General features: G+C 38.5%; 14 protein-coding genes. 10 read left to right on the forward strand and 4 right to left on the reverse strand.

The window, feature by feature from the left end:
* Positions 1-19: 19 nt before the first annotated feature.
* The 4 genes from BM327_RS07200 (at position 20) to BM327_RS07215 (ending at position 13,608) form a co-directional block, all read left to right on the forward strand.
* Positions 20-505: a GNAT family N-acetyltransferase gene (locus BM327_RS07200; RefSeq protein WP_090247697.1), complete on the forward strand. Its 486-nt coding sequence runs from the start codon at positions 20-22 to the stop codon at positions 503-505.
* Between the two features lie 146 nt (positions 506-651).
* Positions 652-10,404, forward strand: coding sequence for an HYR domain-containing protein (locus BM327_RS07205; protein WP_090247698.1), 9,753 nt, complete (start codon positions 652-654; stop codon positions 10,402-10,404).
* A 12-nt stretch (positions 10,405-10,416) separates the two neighbouring features.
* Positions 10,417-11,331 carry a PorP/SprF family type IX secretion system membrane protein gene (locus tag BM327_RS07210; protein WP_090247699.1) on the forward strand — a complete coding sequence of 305 codons (915 nt, stop codon included), beginning with the start codon at positions 10,417-10,419 and terminating at the stop codon, positions 11,329-11,331.
* A gap of 12 nt (positions 11,332-11,343) precedes the next feature.
* Positions 11,344-13,608 (forward strand): OmpA family protein, encoded by a 2,265-nt coding sequence (locus tag BM327_RS07215; protein WP_090247700.1) that lies wholly within the window; start codon positions 11,344-11,346, stop codon positions 13,606-13,608.
* Positions 13,609-13,679: 71 nt separating this feature from the next.
* On the opposite strand, the gene BM327_RS07220 is transcribed toward BM327_RS07215, so the two are convergent.
* The 4 genes from BM327_RS07220 to BM327_RS07235 form a co-directional block, all read right to left on the reverse strand.
* Positions 13,680-13,955, reverse strand: coding sequence for a hypothetical protein (locus tag BM327_RS07220; RefSeq protein WP_090247701.1), 276 nt, complete (start codon positions 13,953-13,955; stop codon positions 13,680-13,682).
* Positions 13,955-14,245 carry an Asp-tRNA(Asn)/Glu-tRNA(Gln) amidotransferase subunit GatC gene (gene gatC / locus BM327_RS07225; protein WP_090247702.1) on the reverse strand — a complete coding sequence of 97 codons (291 nt, stop codon included), beginning with the start codon at positions 14,243-14,245 and terminating at the stop codon, positions 13,955-13,957. Before gatC ends, BM327_RS07220 begins: the two co-directional genes overlap by 1 nt.
* Positions 14,246-14,744: 499 nt before the next feature.
* Complete coding sequence (locus BM327_RS07230) at positions 14,745-15,485, reverse strand: lysophospholipid acyltransferase family protein (protein WP_139230289.1); 741 nt, start codon at positions 15,483-15,485, stop codon at positions 14,745-14,747.
* A 117-nt stretch (positions 15,486-15,602) separates the two neighbouring features.
* Positions 15,603-16,322, reverse strand: coding sequence for a hypothetical protein (locus tag BM327_RS07235; protein WP_090247704.1), 720 nt, complete (start codon positions 16,320-16,322; stop codon positions 15,603-15,605).
* 296 nt (positions 16,323-16,618) lie between these two features.
* Here BM327_RS07235 and BM327_RS07240 point away from each other — a divergent pair, with 296 nt between their 5' ends.
* The 6 genes from BM327_RS07240 to BM327_RS07265 all read left to right on the forward strand — a co-directional run bounded on the left by BM327_RS07240 (position 16,619) and on the right by BM327_RS07265 (position 24,068).
* Positions 16,619-17,305, forward strand: coding sequence for a succinate dehydrogenase cytochrome b subunit (locus tag BM327_RS07240; RefSeq protein WP_090247705.1), 687 nt, complete (start codon positions 16,619-16,621; stop codon positions 17,303-17,305).
* 2 nt (positions 17,306-17,307) lie between these two features.
* Positions 17,308-19,308, forward strand: a complete 2,001-nt coding sequence (locus BM327_RS07245) for a fumarate reductase/succinate dehydrogenase flavoprotein subunit (protein WP_090247706.1) — start codon at positions 17,308-17,310, stop codon at positions 19,306-19,308.
* Between the two features lie 38 nt (positions 19,309-19,346).
* Positions 19,347-19,709 (forward strand): four helix bundle protein, encoded by a 363-nt coding sequence (locus BM327_RS07250; RefSeq protein ID WP_090247707.1) that lies wholly within the window; start codon positions 19,347-19,349, stop codon positions 19,707-19,709.
* 75 nt (positions 19,710-19,784) lie between these two features.
* On the forward strand, positions 19,785-20,531 hold the full coding sequence (locus BM327_RS07255) for a succinate dehydrogenase/fumarate reductase iron-sulfur subunit (protein WP_090247708.1): 747 nt from the start codon (positions 19,785-19,787) through the stop codon (positions 20,529-20,531).
* 338 nt (positions 20,532-20,869) lie between these two features.
* Positions 20,870-21,301 (forward strand): hypothetical protein, encoded by a 432-nt coding sequence (locus BM327_RS07260; RefSeq protein ID WP_090247709.1) that lies wholly within the window; start codon positions 20,870-20,872, stop codon positions 21,299-21,301.
* A 388-nt stretch (positions 21,302-21,689) separates the two neighbouring features.
* Positions 21,690-24,068: a TonB-dependent receptor gene (locus BM327_RS07265; protein WP_090247710.1), complete on the forward strand. Its 2,379-nt coding sequence runs from the start codon at positions 21,690-21,692 to the stop codon at positions 24,066-24,068.
* Positions 24,069-24,109: the final 41 nt, after the last annotated feature.

The following is a 24,109-nucleotide window of genomic DNA, read 5'->3' on the forward strand; positions in this document are numbered from 1 at the left end:
TCCGCTAGAAAAAAGGATCATGATAGAACAAATTGCGCCCGAAGAAATCCAAAGAGTGGAACGTTTAGCACGTGCCACTTGGCCAGATACTTTTAAAGAAATATTGACCCCGGATCAAATAACCTACATGCTCAATTGGATGTACAACGTCGACACCCTTAAAGAGCAAATTGCAAAGGGACATGAATTCTACATCTTAAAGGATCAAGAAGATTTGGGCTTTATAGGGTTAGAACCGAATTACCAAGGAACCACCAAATTGCGCATTCATAAAATTTACGTTTTACCTGCGGCTCAAGGCAAAAAAGTGGGGAAGCAACTCATAGATTTTGCAGAGAAACGCGCCAAAGATCTAAACTTAGATTGCCTAAATTTAAACGTAAACCGCTACAATGCGGCCGTAGATTTTTATAAGCATATCGGGTTTGAAATTACCAAGACAGAAGACATAGACATAGGTCAAGGTTTCTTTATGAACGACTATGTGATGGAGAAACCTCTCTAGCTCCAACTTGGTAGGTTGTAGGTTTATAGTTGCCTGAAAAACAGTTGTTGTACGAAAATTACTTCCTAAGTGACGGATATTAACTGAACTTGGAATATGATGGTTTAGTTCTTCATCTTTGCCGGTTACAATTAAACCAATAAAGAATGAAGATTTTTAACAAGATTTTCACTCTACTATTCCTATTAACTTCCTTTTACCATTATAGTTTGGCGACAGACTATTTCTGGGTGGGAGGTTCTGGGGATTGGAGTGATCTTACTCACTGGGCAACAACCTCAGGTGGTACCACAACACATTTTATTCCTCCAAGTCCAACCGACGACGTCTACTTTGATGCGAACAGTGGTTTTGTTGCAGGAGATGCAACAGTAACAACCTCCAGTAGTATTTATTGTAGAAACATGGTGTGGGATGGAGCACCACACTCTCCAAATTTCTTAGAGAGTTTAGCCGAAGACTTTTTGATCTACGGCTCCTTAACCTTGCAGGCCGATATGTATTTTGAAGCCAAGGCTTACTTTACAGGAAGTAACCCGGCAACCATTACCTGTAATGGAAATTACATTGAGGGGGCCGTGCTAATCGAAAAAGGAGGGACATCCTTAACTTTATTAGATGATTTAACGGTTACGTACGACAACGGTACTGCAGCTTATGCTGTTACGGGAGATATCAATCATATCTCAGGAACCTTTGATTTAAATGGGTTTGATGTTTACGCAGCTAACTACTGGACATGGAACAACAATACCCGTCACCTAGACATGGAAAACTCAACGTTTTTCATACGTCACTCTGAATCGGGTTATGTTGGTTCTGGTTTTCATTACCCAGAGCCAAGTAATTCAGAAAACTGGAGTTTCAGCTTGTATGGTAGCGGAATTACTGTTAATGCCGCAAATTCTATGATAGATATAGATGGAGGTAGACACCCGTTATATGTATATGGTCTGGATGATACATTAAAGTTTCACAACGTTCGATTACGTAAAAGGTATTCTAATACCTCTTTCTACAGTTACGTTGTAAACTGTACTTTTCACAGGGTGACTTCAGATGAAGGTTTCAACGATTTTAGAGCATATTCTCCTTGTGTTATCGACTCAGTTGAATTCAATACAGAAGATGATGCGTGGTATGGGACTACTAGTGCTTACAATAATAGATTGTATGGTTCTAGCGCAGTATTTAAAACTGTTATTTTTAACGGAATCGGTAATACTCCAGCAGTTACAGCCAATGAAATTGCCGGTGGGAACAATACTATCGGACATGTAGAATTTAGGAATTACGACGGATTGATTTCTGCTGGTTCTAATACCATTGGATATGCAGAATTTTTCGATCATGGTTACATAACGGGGAACAACAATTCATTGGATACTATGGTGTTCTCACCAGGATACTCTTACCGTTTTGGAACGAATATTAATACGACAATTAATGATGCAATTTATGGAAATGGAAACCCTTGTTATTTAACGGAGTTTTTAAATGTAAATACATCCAACACTTCAACTTTAACAGTAAATACAGGGACACAATTAGTATTAGACTATGTTCGTATTCGTGGCCTTATAGCCGCAGGGTCAGATGCGCCTTTTCAAATCAATGAGCACAGTTTAGATTTAGGAAATAACACGAATATTAATTTTGATGCATATAATCCAGGTGCTCCTTTAGAAGGGATAGGACCTGATTCCATTGTTTGTCCTTCCATTTTCCCATATACACTAGATGCTTCGGGTATGGTGGGTAACCTGTACACTACCTATTTCTGGTACGATGGAACTTCTGAAATTACCAATGAAGTTACGCAGCCAGGTACTTACTGGGTAAGCGCAGATTACGGTAGAGGATGTTTATTAACAGATTCTGTTACCTTAATTAATGCTTTTGATATAAGTTTTGAATCGCACGAGCCTGTTTGTGATCTTTCAAATCCAGATGGATCTGTAGTTGCAAATGTTACAGGTAGTACAGGACCTTTTACCTACAGCTGGAATGCTAACCCAGTCCAAACAGATGATACCTTAGTAAATGTTGGAGCTGGAACCTACGTTTTAACAGTCACGGATGATATAGGCTGTGTTTACCAAGATAGTACAACCTTGGTTGGGCCGACAACAGGTACTTCACTGGCCATCAATATTCCATCAGGAAAAGTTTTTGACGATTGTGGAACGGGAACAGGGTCTGCTCGTGCTGTGGTAGGAGGAGGTTCTCCAGACTACCAATTTACGTGGAACACAACTCCTGTAACTTCTGGTAATGAAGTCTACAATTTAACTGCTGGTACCTATACCGCTTATGTAACAGATAGCTTGGGTTGTATAGACAGTGCTTCTGTAACAATTAACTCTGTTGCAGTTTCTGGTTACAGTGCAAGCATTAACGTTGTAGATCCTTCTGGATGTGATACCGTTGGTTTTGCAAGTTTAAACGTTTCGGGAGGTTCTTCTCCTTTTGATTATGAATGGTCGCACGATAGTACAGTAACTTTATCTACTGCTAATGATATTCCAATTGGAAATCATTATGTCAATATTATTGATAACCAGAATTGTTTGTTGAACGTCCCATTTGATGTAGAAAGTGGTGACCTAACAGCGCCTGTTGCTACGGGATGTTTAAATGATACTGTAATCTCAACAGAACCGGGAATGTGTGAGGCTGTCTTTACGTGGACACCACCAACTTATGCAGATGATTGTTTCTTGAAATCTGTTGTTGCTTCACATCAGCCAGGACATGTTTTTAAATTAGGTTCAACAACTGTTAGCTATATCGCAACGGATTATGCTGGGAATATAGATACTTGTTCTTTCGTTGTAACAGTAGAAGACCAAGAGGCTCCTATGTTTACGGCTTGTCCAACAAATAGAACCTTAACAGCTACAATTGGTAACTGTTTGGCGAGTGTAAATTGGGCGCCACCAATTGCTTCCGATAATTGTTCGGGTGTAGTAAGTGTGGTAGGAGATTTTTCCCCAGGTGATGCTTTCCCAGTAGGTGCTACAACGGTAACTTATGTTGCTACAGATGCTGCTGGAAATACAGATACCTGTAGATTCAATATTTACGTAAAAGCGAATCCAAGTAACTTCTATTTCATTTCTACGGTAGGTAATACTTCTACAGGGTTTACATCGAACCAAGAATGTGTTCGATCATTAACTTTAGGTACGCCCCAAATCAGTAATTTATGTGGTAATTATTGGTTAATTCCCGGTGCTTATTTACCAGGTGGAACCTATGATTTTCCAATAGGTCAAACAGATATAGAGTTTGCTTACACCAATGGAGCAGACACCATCGTTAATGCATTCTATGTATTGATTAATGATAATTACAACCCAACTTTTACAGATTTCCCTCCTTATTTGTATGAAACGGCAGATACTTGTGGAGGAGCTAATGTAACTTGGACGGAACCTGTACCCTTTGATGCTTGTGGTATTGATACTATGTACAGTACCCATCAATCAGGTGATTTCTTTCCTTTGGGAAATACTTACGTTTACTATACCGTTATTGATGTTAACGGAAGGTCTTATTCAAGAAACTTTAGAATTCACGTCTCAGATCCTTATCCGGTAATTTCTAATTGTCCTTCGAACATTGTAGTTAATGCAGATACCTGTGGTGGTGCCATAGTACAATGGGTAGAACCAACAGTTGAAGATAATTGTTTGGCTTCATTTACTTCTAATTACTCACCAGGAGATGTTTTCCCGTTTGGGTCAACTCAAGTTACCTATACAGCTACTGATGTATCGGGTTATGTTAGAACGTGTAATTTCTGGGTAACGGTTAATCAAGTGGCAGTTCAAATTACGAACTCTTGTCCTTCAGATATTGTTGTGAATTTAGATTCTACAGTTTGTGACACTGCCTTGTTCTGGACAGAGCCAACATTTAATCATCCTTGTGGATTCGATACTATTTATCAAACACATACACCAGGTGATGTATTTGCTCCAGGAAATTACACAGTAGAATATGAAGCTGTCACTTTTGATGGGCTTACAAAAACCTGTAGTTTTAACATTACAGTAAACAAATCTACCAACCTTGTTGATGTCGTAGACTGTCAGCCTTATGCTACCTTAACGTATCAAGTGGATACTGCAGCAATGTGTGGTGAAGTTTATGCAGCATGGGTGGAGCCATCATTTATTACTTCCTTCTGTTCTAATCCTTTAGATACAGTAGTATTTACGTCAACGATAGAAAATAACGATACCATTCCTTTAGGGTTTTATTACGTTAATTATGAAGCCCGTGATGAATTTGGTAATGCCTTAGCAAATTGTAACTTCTATGTAAATGTTGTTGATACAATATCAGGCGTGCAAAAAGATATCTGTCCTACTCAACCTGTAATTAATTATGTAGATATCTCTGTAAATTGTGATTCTGCGGCTATTCAATTTGATGAGCCAATGTTCTCAGCTCAAGGTTGTTTAAATGATTTTGATACAGTGGTAGGGAATTATTATCCAGGAGACTTGCTACCAACAGGTACGCACTATATTTACTATGAAGCAAGAGATGGTTTAGGATTTCCTTTAAGTACATGTAGTTTCGAGTTACAGGTGATAGATACATCAACCTACTTGGAAGTAACATGTCCAGAAACTACCTACGATTACTTAACCGGTTATTTTTCTTATGAAATTATTGGTGATACAAGTATTTGTGGAGGTATCGTAGATTGGGACATGCCTGTATTTACACCGCATGGGTGTATGGCAGAAGTAGATACCATAGTTGGGAATTATTACCCGGGTGACACATTAGGTTTTGGTTTAAAATACATTGAGTATTATGCCTTAGATGCTGCAGGTAACGTGTTAGGTTCATGTAGTTTCCAAACGAATGTTTTTTATGATATTGATGATGTGTTTATCTTGCCTATGGACACCGTTTTAATTACCAATTCAGGGTCGTGTACGGTCGATTTCATGTGGGATCCACCTCAAGTTATTGAAGCCTGTCAAATCCATAATGGAAATTCATATTACTGGGTGAATAATTATTCCACGAATTGGATGTCAAATGGATTGTCGCCATTTAATTATTTGTCTCCCCAGAGTTTCCCTATTGGATCTTATTCTATAGATTATTGGCTATACATGAATGGACATTATGTTATATATACCTTTAACATAGAGGTAATTGAGGGTACAGCTCCTACTTTTAACTCAACTTGTCCGTCAGACACGGTTACTTTATACGCTCAAAACAATATTTGTGATGGTATTGCAACGTGGACTAACCCTACTGCAGTTAATTCAAATTGTTCGGGTAGTTCCTCAAGTAACATAACACTTACTTCTAATTATTACTCGGGAGATTTAGTTCCTGTTGGATATAATGATGTTGTTTATACAGCTACAAACGCCAGTGGAGCTTCATCAACGTGTGAGTTTGTTGCGCATGTAATAGATGTTCAGGCACCTATGTTTACGAACTGTCCGTTAGATAAAGTGGTCTATACAACAGATTCTACTTGTTCTAAGGTAGTTACATGGAAAAAGCCAGGCGTGTTTGATAACTGTCCTAGCCCAACGGTAACCTCTACACACAATTCAGGAGATGAATTCCCATTGGGAGTTACGGAAGTGAAGTACTTCGTAGTGGATGACGCTGGACAAATGGATAGCTGTATTTTCACGGTTACGGTGATAGACAATGTTTCTCCAGTTATTGAAAACTGTCCTTCTGATATTATCGTAAACGCTACTACAGGTAATTGTGGAACTAATGTAACTTGGACAGCACCGACAGCATCAGATAACTGTTCTATCAGTTCATTTGTAAGCAGTCATGCTCCAGGAAGTTTCTTCCCAGTAGGAAATACTACAGTTACCTATACAGCAATAGACGGTAGTGGTGTTACTACTCAATGTTCTTTTGTTGTTACGGTACAAGATGTAGAAGCTCCAACATTTGTAGGTTGTCCTTCAGATATTACGGTAAATACAAATTATAACTTATGTACAGCTATCGTAGGATGGACTCCCCCAACTGTGAGCGATAATTGTGGAGGAAATGTTGTGGTAACCAGTACTCATGTTCCGGGAAGTGCATTTAACTTAGGTACAACTCAGGTAGTATATTACGTACAAGATGCCAATGGAAACCAAGATTCTTGTAGTTTCAATGTAACAGTTCAGGATGTAACAGCACCTCAGATAACAGGTTGTCCAAACAATATAGTGGTAAGTGCAAGTGCCGGACAATGTTCTGCAGATGTTACTTGGATGGCGCCATTGGTATTTGATAACTGTGCAGGAGCTAATATGCTTTCTTCTCACAACAGTGGAGATACTTTTAATGTAGGTACAACTACTGTAACCTATACTGCTACTGATGCTCAAGGTTTGGTTTCAACTTGCAGCTTCACTGTAACGGTTCTTGATGATCAGGCACCGGAGCTTACGTGTCCTTCTGATATAGTAGTTGATGTAATCGCAAATTGTGATACCAATGTAGTGTGGACAGCACCAACAGCAACAGATAACTGTGGTTTAGATGGAAATGTTGTTGCGAGTCATACAAGTGGAGATGTATTCTCTGTGGGAACTACTCAAGTGAGTTACACCTTTACAGATCTTTCTGGAAACTCATCAACGTGTACTTTCAACGTAACGGTGAATGATGCTAGTGTTCCGGAAATTGTTTGTCCTGCAGATATTACAGTATCCAGCGATCCTTCAGAATGCGGAGCTATCGTTACGTGGACAGCGCCTGTTACTTATGATAACTGTAATGTAGCAACTGTAACAAGTAACTATGATTCTGGTGACTTCTTTGGCGTAGGTACTACCACGGTAACTTACACGGTAACGGATGTAAATGGTTTAACAACAAACTGTAGTTTCACCGTAACGGTAGAAGATCAAGAAGCACCGAGTTTATTGAACTGTCCTACTGATATAACCGTAAATAATACGTATAACTTATGTGCTACCAATGTGGTATGGACTGCACCGGTTGGTTTAGATAACTGTTCTTCAACAACGATTACGTCTACGCACAATCCAGGAGATGAGTTTGAAATTGGAACTACTTTGGTAACTTACTATGTAGAGGATGCAGCAGGAAATGTAGATTCTTGTAGTTTCAATGTTATCGTAGAAGATACACAAGCTCCTCAAATTTCTGCTTGTCCAGGAAACATTACTGTAAACGCAGATTCTACAATCTGTGGAGCAGAAGTAACTTGGGTATTGCCAGTGGCATTAGATAACTGTGCAGGAGTTACTTTGACGAGTAATTACAATTCAGGAGATGTTTTCCCAGTAGGTACAACAACTGTAACCTACACGGCAACAGATGTAACGGGACTTACTGCTACATGTTCATTCAACGTAACAGTAGTTGATGTCATGGCACCTGTACTTACGGCTTGTCCGTCAGACATTCATTTAACATTAGGCAATGCATGTGATGTAGTGGCCACATGGACAGAACCATCTGTGATGGATAACTGTGCTGGAGTTACATTAACATCTACATATAGTAGTGGTGATAGCTTCGGAGTAGGAATTACAACGGTTACCTACACAGCTACAGATGCATCAGGTAATCAAACAACGTGTAGCTTTAATGTTGTAGTTACAGATGATAGCGCACCAGTTATCAATGCTTGTCCTACAAATATTACTACAGGTAATGATGCTGGTAGTTGTAATGCAAGTGTAACATGGACAGTTCCTACAGCAACAGATAACTGTGGAACACCAACCATGACAAGCACGCACAACCCAGGAGATATTTTCCCTATCGGTACAACAACAGTTACCTATACCTTTACCGATGTTAATGGCTTAAGTTCTACGTGCAGTTTTACGGTAACCGTAGAAGATACTGAAGCACCAAGTGTATTAAACTGTCCTTCGGATATTGTAGTAGCAAGTGCATACAACACATGTTCTGCGAATGTTTCTTGGATAGCTCCAACGGCAGGTGATAATTGTAGTGGAGTTTCGGCTTTAACCAGTTCTCACGCACCAGGAAATAACTTCCCTGTAGGTGTAACAACGGTTTACTATTACGTTTCTGATGCTGCAGGTAATCAAGATACATGTAGTTTTACGGTAACGGTTCTAGATAATGAAGCACCACATTTTACGATATGTCCAAATGATATTGTTGTAAATGCAGGAGCTACAGCGTGTGAGAAACAAGTTTCATGGACATTACCTATAGCTGCCGATAACTGCTCGGGGGTAATAGTAACGAGTACACATAATAGTGGAGCTACTTTCCCTGTGGGTACTACTGTGGTAACCTACACTGCAACAGATGCATCTGGAAATACGGCAACCTGTGTGTTTAATGTAACAGTAGAGGACAATACAGCACCAATTATTTCAGGTTGTCCTTCTAACATAACGGTAAGTAATGATGCCAATGATTGTGGAGCGGTGGTAACATGGACAGCTCCTTCAGCAGCAGATAACTGTAACTTAGCATCCTTTACGAGTACGCATAACTCTGGAGCTTTCTTCCCTATAGGATCTACAGTTGTAACCTATACAGCAGTGGATAATAATGGATTAAGTTCTACGTGTAGCTTCACAGTAACAGTTACGGATAATGATGTGCCATTCTTTACGGCTTGTCCATCTGATATAGTAGTCAACAGTGATTTAAGTTCTTGTTCAGCACAAGCTACATGGACAGCACCTATACTAAACGATAACTGTCCAACAAGTGCAACCATTGTAAGTACACATACACCAGGAAGTATATTCCCGCTAGGAACCACAACGGTTACCTATACAGTTACTGACGCTTCAGGAAACATAGCTACTTGTTCGTTCAATGTAACCGTTCAAGATGCTACAGCACCAGAGATTACGGCTTGTCCGTCTAACTTAACAGTATTTACAGATCCTGGTTCATGTGATGCAACCGTGTATTGGATTAGTCCAATAGCAATCGATAATTGTTCTGGTGTAACGCTTTCAAGTAACTATCCAAATGGATCTGTGTTGCCTTTAGGAACAACTACCATTACATATACAGCTACAGATGCTGTAGGATTAACTTCTACGTGTAGCTTCAATGTTACAGTGGTAGATAATCAAGCTCCAGTTTTTGACGATTGTCCTGCAGACATCGTAGTGGATAATGATAGTGCCTTATGTGAAGCAATTGTGACATGGACAACGCCTACCGCAACCGATAACTGTGGTAACGTAACTGTGAGTTCTAATTACCAAAGTGGAGATGTATTCCCTGTGGGTACTTCATTGGTAACCTACACAGCTGTAGATGAAAATGGTTTAAGTTCTACATGTAGCTTCACTGTTACTGTGGAAGATAGGGAGGCGCCATTGATCACTGATTGTCCAAAAGACATTTTTGTAGACGCCAACTTAGACTCTTGTGGAACTACAGTTACTTGGACAATTCCATCAGGAACAGATAACTGTGGGTTGTCTTCAGTAAGTTCTAATTACAGCCCTGGAGATTTCTTCGAAATTGGAAACTATGAAGTGGTTTACACCTTTACAGATGTGCACGGAAATACAGAGACATGTATTTTCTATGTGGAAGTAGCAGGTGATGAAAATAACTGTTTCAAGGGAGCTCAAATCAATGTGCCTGAAGCCTTTACTCCAGATGGAGACGGCGTTAACGACGTATTGGTGATTGAGGGAATTGAAGATTATCCAGATAACCGTATTGTCATCTTTAACAGATGGGGGACGGAAGTTTACGAGATGGTAGCTTACCAAAATGATTGGGACGGTACAGTAAATAAAGGTTCTCAAATGGTAGGTGAAGATTTACCAACAGGTACTTACTTCTACGTGCTTTATACAGGCGATGTGGAAGCTGGTATAGTTAAGGGCTTTATTTACTTACAACGATAATATTTAGAAATTATGTATAAAATAATCATAACGCTTATTGGTCTTTTGAGTTCAGGGATTTTTTCCTGGGCTCAGCAAGACCCACAGTTTACGCAGTATTTTGATAATACTTTGTTTATAAACTCTGCCTATGCGGGGAGTAGGGATATGCTAAATGTAACCGCAATTCACAGAGAACAGTGGGCGGGTTTCGATGGACATCCAAGAACTACAACCATAGGAATGCATACGCCTTTGGCTTATCGTTCTGTGGGGCTAGGTTTTTCGGCGGTAAATGATGCCATTGGTCCGCTAAACCAAACCATGGTGAATCTAGATTTTTCATATTCGCTAAGGTTTAAAAGGAGTAAGAGCAAATTGTCTTTTGGTTTAAAGGCTGGAGCGAATATCATTAACGTCAATTCGAGTGAGTTAGAAACAACCACGGGGAATGACGGACATTTAATGAACAACGTGAAAAACAACGTCAACCCAAATTTTGGTTTTGGAATTTTATACCATTCGGATAGGTTTTTTGTGGGGGCAAGCATCCCAAAGTTGTTGCAAAATAGTTACGATGGATTCAGTGCGTCAAACATAGAGATCAGACACTATTATGCAATAATTGGAGGGGTCGCAACTTTGTCAGATCAATGGAAGTTAAGACCAACGGCGCAAGTTAAAATTGCTGAAGGTTCTCCCTTGAGTGTAGACCTAAGTGCAGCTTTTATTCACAGCGATAAAATTTACCTCGGTGCTATGTATAGATGGGATGCCGCGGCAGGTGTCTTTTTCCAAATTCAAGTGAATCCCCAGTTTAAAGTGGGATTGGCAACAGATTTTGGAGTACAAGAAATTAGAACCTATAACGAAGGAACTTTTGAGTTAATGTTGTCTTATGATTTCAACTTTAACAGAGAAGGAATTAAATCACCTAGATATTTCTAAACCTAAAAACATATGAAATTAGCAATAGTATATATAGGGTTATTTATTTCCCTAGGAGCTTGGGGACAACTTGCAAAATTTGATAAAGCAACGATGCACTTTCAAAATTTTGCCTACTCCACAGCCATTCCTTTATTCGAGGAATTAATTGGAAGCAAGGTAGATGATGCGAAGTTGAAGTCTATGTTGGCTTTTAGTTACTTCCAGGTTGGGAATACAGAAAAAGCAGAGGCGTATTACAGTCAAATGATACTCTCGCCAATCGTAAATAATGAAGATTACTACAACTACGCCCAAGTATTAAAAGAGAATGGGAAATACAAGCAAAGTGATCAGTGGATGATGACTTTTGCAGAAAATGAACCTTTGGATACCCGAGCGCAACGTTTTCAATTGGAGCAAAATTATTTAAAAGCCATCTCAGAACAAGAACCTTTCTTTCAGGTAGAAGAGACGGAGTTAAATACGGAGGGTTCTGATTTTGGAGGGTATTTCTCTACGAATAATGATGAGGTTTACTTCATAACTTCAAAATATAGAAGAGCATTGATCAATAGTCAATGGGCCTGGGATGGAAACAACTTCTTGGATGTGTTTAAAGGTGAATTGAAAGAGAATCACAAAGCTTTGAAGAACATCTCTAGGGTGAAGAAAATCAATACCAAATTCCATGAAGGACCACTGTGTTTTTCGCCCGATGGCAAACGCGTCTACTATACGCGAAATAATGCTTCGTATGGTGAGGAAGATAAAAATAGAGAGATTAAAAAGTTGTCGATTTACATCCGAGAGATAGATGAAGAGGGAGCTTGGGGGAAAGAAAAGGAAATCTCCTTCGCTTCTCCAGAGTTTTCTGTAGGGCACCCATGTATTAGTAAGGATGGAAAAACGCTTTACTTTAGTTCTGATATGCCTGGAGGTTTTGGCCGCGCTGATATTTACAGCGTTGAGATTATGTCGGATGGGTCTTTTGGTAACCCAGTGAATTTAGGAGGAGTCATCAATACGGAAGGACAAGAGATGTTCCCTTGGATGGATGAAAAAGGGAATTTGTATTACGCATCAGACGGATTAATTGGTTTAGGAGGTTTGGATGTCTACATCGTGAAAAATTTAAAGGAGAGTGCTTCACCGGCAAAGCCTATAAATTTAGGTAGACCCCTGAACAGTAGAAATGATGATTTTGCTTTTGTAATGAGCCACGATGGTAAAACTGGCTTTGTTTCTTCTAACCGCATCGGTGGCGTTGGAAACGATGACATCTACACCTTCACGCAGCTGAGAGAAATTTCTGATGAAATTAACATAGATGGAGTCGTAAGAGACGAGAAGGGTGATATACTAGTGAATGCTAAATTGTACATTCTAGACAGCTTAGGAACTGTTTTAGACAGTACGAATTCCAGTGATAAAGGAGATTATAGTTTTCGCGTGAAACCCAATCAATCCTATACAGTTTGGGGTAAAAAACCGAAGTATTTCGACGATAAGAAGAATTTAGATACGCAAGGAGTTAAAGATGATCTAACGGCAGATTTGGTGTTGGAGAAAGATCCGGGTATTTCTATGTACGGACTTGTTGCCGACGCTAAGTCAGGTGCGCCTTTAGAAGGTGTGAAAATGACCATCATTGATAATATGACGGGTAAAAAATCAAGCTTCTCAACCCCAGAAGATGGTTTGTATAGGAGTGCCTTGCCCAACAAGAAAAAAGGAGACAGAGGAAGTTACAACTTCGTGTTGGAAAAAGACGGTTATTTCTCCAAGGTGCTTACGTATAATGTTGAGTTCGATGAAAATGGTCAGTTCAATATAAATGATGAGGTAGATTTATCCTTAGATCCTATCGTGAAGAATTTGGAGGAGATGATTACCATCAACCCTATCAATTTCGATTATGGTAAATACAACATCAGACCTGATGCAGCGGTGGAATTAGATAAGATTGTTGCCATCATGAATAAATATCCAGAGATGGTAATTGAGCTGGGGGCACATACAGATTGTAGAGGTTCTGCACGTTTCAATGAGAAATTATCAGATAGAAGAGCAAAGGCTTCTGCCAATTATATTAAGCAACGTATTAGTAACCCAGAGAGGATTTACGGTAAAGGTTACGGAGAGTACAGATTGTTAAATGATTGTGGATGTGAAGGAAGTCAGAAATCTGATTGTACAGAAGCACAACACCAAGAAAATAGAAGAACTGAGTTTAGAGTGATAGCTACCGGAAACGATAAAGTGAAGGTGGAAAATCAAAGTTCTGACTCATTTTAATAGTTAGCGATGGAAAAGAAAACGGAGGACTCAAATCATTGGATCCTCCGTTTATGTATGCGTAATATTTTTTACTGAATCTTTATTCCTTCACAATTGGCGCGTTCCTTTTCAAGTTCCATAGGATCTATGTCTATAAACTCCTTACAAATGCTATCACGCTCTTCTAACAGGGCATCTAAACTGTCTTTCTTTGCTTGATTAGCTTCTTGTGTAACCAAGATTTCTTGTGCCAAAGCATCTACCTGTGCACCTTTTTCTACACAGTCACACAAGGTGTTTTCATTAGAGCTTGAACAAGCGCTAAAGAGTAAAATTGCCGAAATGGAAGTTAGGAATAGTTTCATTATTTGTCGAGTACTTTAGGAATACGGAAGTAATCAGAATCTTTCTTTGGAGCATTTCTTAATGCTTCTTCATGGGTTACAGTTTGCGCTGGAACATCTTCACGTAGACGGTTAATTTCGTCTGACATAAAAATCAAAGGCTCAACATTATCTGTATCAACTGCGTTCAACTTATCCATGAAGTCTGTAATCTTCTTCATGTCAGCAATAATCGCATCCTTCGCTTCTCCTTCGAACGACAAACGCGCCAAGTGCGCAATGTGATCTACTAATTCTTCATTGATATTCATACCACAAAATTAATAAGGATTCTTATCATAGCTTAAAAAAGACAAGATTTATTTGGTTTCGCAGACGGTTAGACCTATAGATTCTTAGACTTTTAGAGTGGTTAGGGTTAACAGATTTAAAAATTTAAGCATGAACTGCGTTCATATTTAAAAATTTAAAAAAGATGAACTGCTCATCAGGATGGGAAGTATAACCTAAATCTATGAATACTCGAAACCTTGATACCATTTCATTAAATCTTTAAATATCAGGCGTAAGCCTGAACTTAAATTTTTAAATATTCCACCGGTAGCTATCGCTTGATTATACCGCAGGAAGGCAAAACAATATAAAAAACACTCTTCCTTTTAACAACGCGTCTTTACAACATCTCAAATCCTTGAATTAAGGTTCTCAATCGATAATAGAGAGATGAATTTTTGAATCCTTGAATCTTTGAATCCTTGAATTATTGAATCCTTGAATTATTGAATCTTTGAATTGTTGAATCCTTAAATCTCAATTCTCAATAGCACTCTCTATCTGAGCCCTAACTTTCAACTTCAATTCTTCCACACTCATAGCAGCAACTTCTTCCTTGCTTATGGTTGCATGAAATTTCACACGTGATAAACCAGGTCCTGAAGGACTCAGCACATGATCCGGATCTGAGAAAAGTTTGTAGTTATTAATGAAGGTTAAATTAACGATAGGAACCTTACATTTTTTAGCCAATTGAAAAGCACCCTCTTTAAATTCCATCATTTGAGGCAGGTTTTCATCAGGAATTCCACCTTCTGGGAAAATGGCCAAACTCCAACCTTTGTCCACTGCTTTTTTACATTCAATAAATGATTTTGCAGCTTTTAATCTGTCCTTTCTAAATACGGGAATGTTGTAGTTCTTAAAAAAGGTCTTCACCAAAGGGTAGGAGAGTATCTCGCTTTTTCCCAAAAACAAAAACTTGTGTTCGGGAAGTATGCTGTACATTAAAAAGATGTCGAGGTAAGAAGTATGGTTGGCACATATAATATAAGGTCCTTCAGGAATGTTTTTCTTTCCTTCCACACGAACGGCATAAAAGCAAAAGATGCGCATGCAGTACGACCATAACACACTGATTTTAAAAGCGTGTTTCTGCCAAGCTTTTACTTTGATGCATAAAAACAGGAAGGGATAAAACAGCAGCAAAAAGAAAGCGAACACCAAACCGATGTACAGTTTCCATAGATTAAAAAATACAGCTGCTATATATTTCACCGTTAATACAAATTTTGGTGGCTAAAGTAGCTAAAATCTAATTTTCTATCTAGGAAAGTAGTAGCGATTTTACAGTATTATTTTCTTTTTGCTTTCTGATTTTTAAGGGGTGATGAATTAGGCCTCTGTATCCAAAAGTTCCGCGTTTTTAGGTGCTTTGGCCTTCATCATTTCTTCAACTTGGTGATGGGGGATTACGCGGAAAGCAAATTTATAGCCTTCACCTATACCTACTGCCCAAAAAATAAGCGTCCATAAGTCTAAGTTTTCGAGAAAAAGATCCATCAAAATACCAAAGTTTCCTCCGAAGATTATTTCCATAAAAGATATTTCGAACTCAGAAGAAATCATAAAGATGATGCTTAGGAAATCACCCAAAATAATACTTAAAAGAGTTAAAACTCCTCCGGTGATTCCAAATTTTTCATCTATACCTTTTCCTGTAAAACGTATGCTAAATCCAATTAACAAGCCTATTCCTATGGCTACTAAACTTAAGTTATAACCAGAGATTACGGCTATTCCTGCCCAAACCAAAGCTCCCACTATAGCGGCAGCTATACCACCGAGTAAGCCCATTTTGTAATTCTGTTCTTTGTAAAGTGTATCTCTAACGGCTTTCGGTAAAAAGTTTACGGCATCTTTGGAGTATTCTGCTCTAAGGTGACCATCATTCATTTGATTTTCTCGCACAATGGCAGGATCGGCTTTAAAGCTTTCACAATTTTCATCGAAATCAGCTTTTTCTTGCGTTAGGTTACATACAACTCCCAAGTTAGGGTTAAACCCACGGTTGATACATTGTTTACAGTAGTAGAGTCTATCGTTTTGGTCCATAGTGATTAGTTTTTGGGTCAGGAAAATACAAAGTTTTCTTGAAATAGCGATGAATGCCTCCTACTCCTTGTCCTTGAATCTTTGAATTCTTGAATCATTGAATCCTTGAATCCTTTAATAGTTGAATTGTTGAATCTTTGAATCGTTGACTCCCAAATTTGTTCACTCCACCCCCTTGGTTTTCCCTAGAACGTAGCGCAATTAACTAAACTGATTCTAAATAAGCAGAGAATTACCCATTTTCGGTGAACATCGTTAAATTTGCGATGTTTAGATTATAAATTACTACAAATACTATGAGTAACTCATTTTTTAGTTCGTCTCTAGGAAGAAAATATGCCATGGCGTTATCGGCGTTCTTCCTAATGTTATTCTTATTGCAGCATTTTGCCATAAACATGATGTCTGTAGTAAGTCCAGAAATGTTCAACGAAACATCTCACTTCATGGGAACAAATCCTATGATTCAGTACTTAATGCAGCCTATCTTGATTTTTGCTGTTGTATTCCACTTTGTGATGGGATTCATTTTAGAAGCAAGAAATAAAGCGGCAAGAAACGTAAAGTACGCGAAGTACAACGGTGCAGCAAATGCTTCTTGGTTCTCAAGAAACATGTTAGTTTCTGGATTGGTTGTATTGGCTTTCTTAGGATTGCACTTCTACGATTTCTGGTTGCCAGAGGTAACTACGAAGTTTGTTGAAGGAGACATGACTGGATTAAATGCAGCCGGAGAATTTAGATACTTCGAAGAGTTACAACACAAGTTTGTGGATGGATGGAGAGTAGCAATTTACTGTGTTGCTTTTGTTTTATTAGCAATGCACTTGATGCATGGATTTAACTCAGCATTCCAATCTACAGGTATAGACGGTAAAATGGCTGCGGGAAGAAAGAAATTCGGAACAGCTTTCGCTATCATCGTTCCTTTAGGATTCGTCTTCATCGCATTGTTTCATTTCTTAACTCAAACAGGACATTAATCATGGCAATATTAGATTCAAAAGTACCAAAGGGTCCAATTAAAACGAAGTGGACTGATTACAAGAACAAAATTAATTTGGTAAACCCAGCAAACAAGCGTTTGATTGACGTTATTGTTGTTGGAACTGGATTGGCTGGTGGTTCTGCTGCAGCTACTTTGGCTGAGTTAGGATACAACGTAAAAGCATTCGCTTTCCAAGATTCACCACGTAGAGCGCACTCTATTGCAGCGCAAGGAGGTATCAACGCCGCTAAAAACTACCAAGGTGATGGTGACTCAACTTACCGTTTATTTTACGATACGGTTAAAGGGGGTGACTACCGTTCTAGAGAAGCAAACGTATATCGTTTAGCAGAAGTTTCTGCAAACATTATAGACCAGTGTGTAGCACAAGGTGTACCATTCGCACGTGATTACGGAGGGTTATTGGATAACCGTTCTTTCGGTGGGGTATTGGTATCTCGTACCTTCTACGCAAAAGGTCAAACAGGTCAACAGTTATTATTAGGAGCTTACTCTGCATTGAACAGACAAATCGGTAGAGGTAAAGTGAAAATGTACAACCGTCACGAAATGATGGATGTAGTTATTGTTGACGGAAAAGCAAGAGGAATTATTGCTCGTAACTTGGTTACAGGAGAATTAGAGAAGCATTCAGCACACGCTGTAGTTTTAGGAACAGGTGGTTACGGTAACGTATTCTTCCTTTCTACAAACGCAATGGGATCTAACGTTTCTGCAGCTTGGAAAGCACACAAAAAAGGAGCTTTCTTCGCGAACCCATGTTACACACAAATTCACCCAACATGTATCCCAGTTTCTGGAGATCACCAATCTAAATTGACATTGATGTCTGAGTCGTTAAGAAACGATGGTAGAATTTGGGTTCCTAAGAAAATGGAAGATGTTGAAGCGATTAGAGCTGGTAAATTAAAACCAACACAAATTGCTGAAGGAGATAGAGATTACTACTTAGAAAGAAGATACCCTGCATTCGGTAACTTAGTACCACGTGATGTTGCCTCTAGAGCAGCAAAAGAAAGATGTGATGCTGGTTACGGTGTGAATGCAACAGGAGAAGCAGTTTACTTAGACTTCTCATCTGCTATTCAACGTTACGGAAAAGAGCAAGCAATCGTGAAGCACTTAGACGTAAACGATAAAGCATTAGTAACACAATTAGGTAAAGACGTAGTTAAGGCGAAATACGGAAACTTATTCCAAATGTATGAGAAGATCGTTGACGAGAACCCATACGAAACGCCAATGATGATTTATCCAGCAGTTCACTACACTATGGGTGGATTATGGGTAGATTACAACTTGATGACAACTGTACCAGGTTTATACGCGATTGGAGAGGCGAACTTCTCAGATCACGGAGCAAACAGATTGGGAGCATCTGCATTGATGCAAGGTTTGGCGGATGGTTACTTCGTATTGCCTTACACAATCGGAGACTACTTATCTCAAGATATTAGAACAGGAGCTATTTCTACAGAAACGAAAGAGTTCGACGAAGCATTGAAAGCGGTGGAAGACCAAATCAACAAATTCGTGAACAACAACGGTTCTCAGTCGGTTGACTACTTCCACAAGAAGTTAGGAAAAATCATGTGGAACAAAGTAGGTATGGCTAGAAACGAGCAAGGACTTAAAGAAGCAATCGAAGAGATTTCTGCTTTAAGAGCTGAATTCTACAAAGAAGTTCGTGTTCCAGGTGGAGCTAACGAATTTAACGAGGAATTAGCAAAAGCTTGTAGAGTTGCCGACTTCTTAGAGTTAGGAGAATTGTTCGCTAAAGATGCATTACACAGAAACGAATCTTGTGGAGGTCACTTTAGAGAGGAGTACCAAACAGAAGAAGGAGAAGCATTAAGACAACCGGAATTCCAATATGTAGCAGCTTGGGAATACAAAGGTGAGCCTAAAGATGCAGTTATGCACAAGGAAGACTTAGTGTTCGAAGATATCGAAGTAAAAGAGAGAAGTTATAAATAGTGATTGGTGATAAGTGATAAGTCAAAAGTGATTTAGAATTGGGTGAAATTAAGTCATACAAAGATTTAAAAGTTTGGCAGAAAGGAATACAAATCGTTAAGTTGGTTTACATCCTTACAGAACAGATTTCAGAATCAGAAAAGTATAATTTAAAGTCACAAATCAAAAGAAGTGCAACTTCTATCTCCTCGAATATTGCTGAGGGTTATGGTAGAGAAAGTACAACAGACTTTTGTAGATTCTTAAGAAACGCTAGAGGCTCTCTCTTTGAACTTGAAACACAATTGATAATTATTAAAGAAGTAGGTCTGAATTTTAATGAAGTTGTAATGACAGATTTGGAAGGCCTACTTGAAGAAGAAAATAAGATGTTAAATGCCTTATTAAAGTCTCTAAAGTAAGTAAACGAGTTACGAGTCTTATGACTTATCACTCTTCACTTATCACATGAGCCGAAGGCGAAATAACTAAAAAAGATGAATCTTAATTTAAAAATTTGGCGTCAAAAGAATAGTAATGATAAAGGTGGAATGCACAGCTACCAAATTAGCGATGTATCTCCAGACATGTCATTCTTAGAAATGTTGGATGTTTTAAACCAACAATTAAACGATAAAGGTGAAGAGCCTATTGCTTTTGACCACGACTGTAGAGAAGGTATTTGTGGAATGTGTTCATTACAAATTAATGGTGAACCACACGGACCAGATAGAGGTGTAACTACGTGTCAGTTGCACATGCGTAAATTCAACGATGGAGATACAATTTACATTGAGCCATTTAGAGCGAAAGCTTTTCCTGTAATCAAGGATTTGGTAGTAGATAGATCTGCATTCGATAGAATTCAGCACGCAGGTGGTTTCGTTTCTGTAAACACTTCTGGTAATACACAAGATGCAAACGCAATTCCTATTCCTAAGGCTGATGCTGACAAAGCATTCGACGCGGCGACGTGTATTGGATGTGGAGCATGTGTTGCTTCATGTAAAAACGCTTCTGCTATGTTATATGTTTCTGCAAAAGTTTCTCAGTTTGCTTTGTTGCCACAAGGTAAAGTTGAAGCGAAAGACAGAGTATTGAACATGGTGAAAGCTATGGATGAAGAAGGATTCGGTAACTGTACAAATACAGGAGCATGTGAAGTAGAGTGTCCAAAAGGAATCTCTTTAGAAAACATCGCTCGTATGAACAGAGAATACCTTTCTGCTTCATTGAAGAAATAAGACGCAAAATTTCTGATATATCAAAGGCAAGTTCAATTCGTTGGACTTGCCTTTTTGTGTTTATTTGGGAGTGATAAGTGACTAGAGATAAGTCAAAAGTGGGAGAGATATAGGATAACTTTTTACAACTTAGTCGTTGAGTACTTGCACCCCTCAATCAAAAAATCAACTTAGTCTAAAAGTAACCAAGTAAAAAAGTTTTCTCAGATCACCTTATTTTTCGTTTACTCCAGCGTTTATAGGGACTTTGACCTTTTATTTTAACTCAATTTTACGCCATTTTTTACCGCAGAATCCCTATTTTAAAGGTCAATATACCTTAAACTAAACTTTATAATATGTTAGACCTTAAAGATCTACTGAACAAAGATGCAATACACGGCATTTTAAGTAAACTAGGCGTTGACCAAGAAAACTCTGGTGATGTAATCAATGCGGCTCTGGAAACCATCAATGAAAAATTTTCTTCCAATGGTACGCAAATGGTGAGCATGCTTTCGCAGGAGAGCAATACTGCAGACGATGAGATACTCGAGGCCCAAATTGAAGAAGGATTCTTAAACAAACTTTCCTCTGGTGGAGCTAGTGAAAGCCTGATACAAAAATTAAAAGGTGCAGCCATTCCAATGATTTTAAATTTCCTGAGAGAAAAAATCGGAGGAGAAAGTGGCGGCATGTCCATTTTAAGCACTTTCCTTTCAAAGGATGAAAACGACAAAGATGGCGGATTACTCGGAGGCTTAGGAGACAAGATTTCAAAGTTATTTTAACATCTAATCCCTTTAAAAAAAAGAGTCGACTTTGGTTGGCTCTTTTGTTTTTAAACAACTTTTTTACCCCTAAAAATTGCTTTCCTTTTCAACCGATGGCTCCCCTATGGATAGAGTATGGATAAAGTATGGATAGTGTATGGTTAATGTATGAAAACCCCACCTTGCTTTTCCACCTGCTTAGACTTCCCTGTTCAACTCCCTTTTTAATGCAAAATGTTAAGAGCAGACAAAATTAATTGAACGATGCATTAAACCCTTTTGTTAATTCTTAGTCTTATAGGCGAACATAAGAAATTGTAAGATTGAAATACCCTTTTTTAGGGTAGAGCAGGAGATAATTGAAACTGTATTTTTGCAAACATAAAATAGAAACATAGGCAAAGGAATGAAGACAAACTACTTAAGGTTGATGATGGGAATAGTGAGTATATGCTTTTTTAATACACTCACATGGGGACAAAAGGGGTTAACCATAGAAGGAAAAATCCAGGATGCAGATTCTCAACAACCCATACCTTATGCTACAGTGAAAATTGTAAACGCCATAGATTCTGCTGTAGTTGGAGGTACAACCACCAATGATTCGGGTCAGTTTGAACTACAAGTAAAAGTACCCAACTTCTTTTTAGAGCTTAGTTTCATAGGTTATTTTAAAGACACCATCTCAGAGTTCCCTTCAGAAAATGGTTATGTAGATCTTGGTACAATATACCTGAACAAATCTGTACAAGAGTTAGACGGAGTAAACATCCAAGCCGAAAAGTCTACCGTCGAATTCCAATTAGACAAGAAAGTATTTAATGTAGGTAAGGATTTAAGCAGCACAGGAGCCAGTGCTTTAGAAGTGTTGAACAATGTTCCTTCTGTTAATGTAAGTATAGAGGGTGAAATCAACCTGAGAGGAGCAAGCGGAGCACAAATCTTAATTAACGGAAAACCCAGTGTCATAGCCGGTGAACAAGGAAACGCTTTAGGTACAATTACAGCCGACATGATTGAGCGCATAGAGGTAATCACCAATCCATCTGCCAAGTATGATGCAGAAGGTACAGCGGGTATCATCAATATTGTATTGAAAAAGGAAGAGAAGAAAGGATTAAATGGTTCCATTTCTTTAAATACAGGTGCACCACATAACCACAGTCTTGGACTTTCTTTGAACTATAGAACAGAGAAGTTTAATTTGTTTAGTCAGTTAGGAGCAGGTTACCGTTCTATGCCGAGATACAGTGAGAACATTAGTACAGATTTAATCAACAATACTTCTGTAATTAGTGATGGATTGAACTACAGAAATGAGAACTTTTACAACCTAAACCTCGGAACGGATTACCACATTAACGATAGAAATGTGTTGACTTTATCAGGTTCTGTAGCTTTGGAATTAGAACAACAACCCTCAACTACGAATTTTTCTTTTCAAGATTCAACAGGGAACATAGTTTCTACGTGGCAACGAACAGAAACCACTGAAGCCGTGAACCCAAAATATCAATATGATTTAATTTACAAGAGCACGTTTAAGGATAACAAGGAGCACACCTTGTTGATGAGTGCGCAAGGTAATTTCTTTGGGAAGGATCAGTCGTCTGAATTCTTTAACAGAATAGTAAGTGGAAGTGATGACAACAGTCAGCAGCGAACCAGTACTAACTTTCAAGAGCGTAAACAAACCTTTAGTGTAGATTACATCAAACCTTTTAAAAAGAACTTTAAGCTGGAAGCCGGATCGCAGTATGTGATACAAGATGTGAGTAATGATTATGCTGTTTCTGATTTCGTAAATGGTGAGTGGGTACAAGACTTGGGCTTGACCAATGTTTTTGATTACAACCAGAATGTACTCGGACTTTATGCTACCGGTGCTTATGAAGGAAAGAAATATGGTTTAAAAATGGGACTGAGAGCTGAAAATACAGATCTGTTAACCGTCTTGAAAACGACCAATGAAAAAAATGATGTAAACTACAGTAATTTATTCCCAAGTGTGCATACTTCATACAAAATCAATAAAAGATTTTCATTGCAAGCAGGGTATTCTAAGCGTATTTACCGACCAAGATTGTGGGATTTGAATCCTTTCTTCAACATTTCAAATACCTACAATATTAGAACAGGTAACCCCAACTTGATGCCTGAGTTTACGGATTCATACGAGTTGTCAAGTATTTTCATCTTCAAGAAAATGAGCTTGAATGTAAATGCCTTCCAATTGTATACTACAGATGTGGTTGAGCGTATTGCAAGTTTTGAAAATAATGTAACCACTACCATGCCGGAGAATGTGGGTACAAAACGTTCTACAGGTTTAGAAATGAATATGAAATATACGCCTTGGAAAAAATTGGATATTCAAGGAGATGTGAATTACAGTTATTTCAAGAGAGATGGAGAATTGAACGGAACTGTTTTCGATTTCAATGCCTCTCAATGGTCAACCAAATGGACAGCAAAAGTTAAATTACCTCATAATTTTGATCTAGAAGTAACGGGGAATTACCAGTCGAAATACCAAACCGTACAAGGTAATGTAAGTGATATGTTATTCATGGATGCAGGAGTGCGTAAGAAATTGAAAAAAGGAAAAGCCGTATTTAGTTTGTCCGTTCGCGACGTTTTCGCATCTCGTATACGAACAGTTGAGACTTTTCAAGGTAATTTTTACAATTTTAGCGAAAGCTATAGAGGTAGATTTATCACACTTGGATTTAGCTATGGTTTCGGTAAAGGAGAAGCCATGCAGTATACAGGAGGAAGAAGGTAAGCCCTACTTTTTCTGGTTTTGATTTTTTTAAGTTTTACCAA

The sequence above is a fragment of the Lishizhenia tianjinensis genome (assembly GCF_900116425.1).
Classification (GTDB): Bacteria; Bacteroidota; Bacteroidia; order Flavobacteriales_D; family Crocinitomicaceae; genus Lishizhenia; species Lishizhenia tianjinensis.

Excerpts from the sequence above, each read along its gene's own strand:
- BM327_RS07215 (WP_090247700.1), top strand. The coding sequence starts at position 11,344 with ATGAAATTAGCAATAGTATATATAGGGTTATTTATTTCCCTAGGAGCT.
- BM327_RS07210 (WP_090247699.1), top strand. The coding sequence starts at position 10,417 with ATGTATAAAATAATCATAACGCTTATTGGTCTTTTGAGTTCAGGGATT.
- BM327_RS07255 (WP_090247708.1), top strand. The coding sequence starts at position 19,785 with ATGAATCTTAATTTAAAAATTTGGCGTCAAAAGAATAGTAATGATAAA.
- BM327_RS07265 (WP_090247710.1), top strand. The coding sequence starts at position 21,690 with ATGAAGACAAACTACTTAAGGTTGATGATGGGAATAGTGAGTATATGC.
- gatC (WP_090247702.1), bottom strand. The coding sequence starts at position 14,245 with ATGAATATCAATGAAGAATTAGTAGATCACATTGCGCACTTGGCGCGT.
- BM327_RS07240 (WP_090247705.1), top strand. The coding sequence starts at position 16,619 with ATGAGTAACTCATTTTTTAGTTCGTCTCTAGGAAGAAAATATGCCATG.
- BM327_RS07220 (WP_090247701.1), bottom strand. The coding sequence starts at position 13,955 with ATGAAACTATTCCTAACTTCCATTTCGGCAATTTTACTCTTTAGCGCT.
- BM327_RS07200 (WP_090247697.1), top strand. The coding sequence starts at position 20 with ATGATAGAACAAATTGCGCCCGAAGAAATCCAAAGAGTGGAACGTTTA.
- BM327_RS07235 (WP_090247704.1), bottom strand. The coding sequence starts at position 16,322 with ATGGACCAAAACGATAGACTCTACTACTGTAAACAATGTATCAACCGT.
- BM327_RS07205 (WP_090247698.1), top strand. The coding sequence starts at position 652 with ATGAAGATTTTTAACAAGATTTTCACTCTACTATTCCTATTAACTTCC.
- BM327_RS07245 (WP_090247706.1), top strand. The coding sequence starts at position 17,308 with ATGGCAATATTAGATTCAAAAGTACCAAAGGGTCCAATTAAAACGAAG.
- BM327_RS07260 (WP_090247709.1), top strand. The coding sequence starts at position 20,870 with ATGTTAGACCTTAAAGATCTACTGAACAAAGATGCAATACACGGCATT.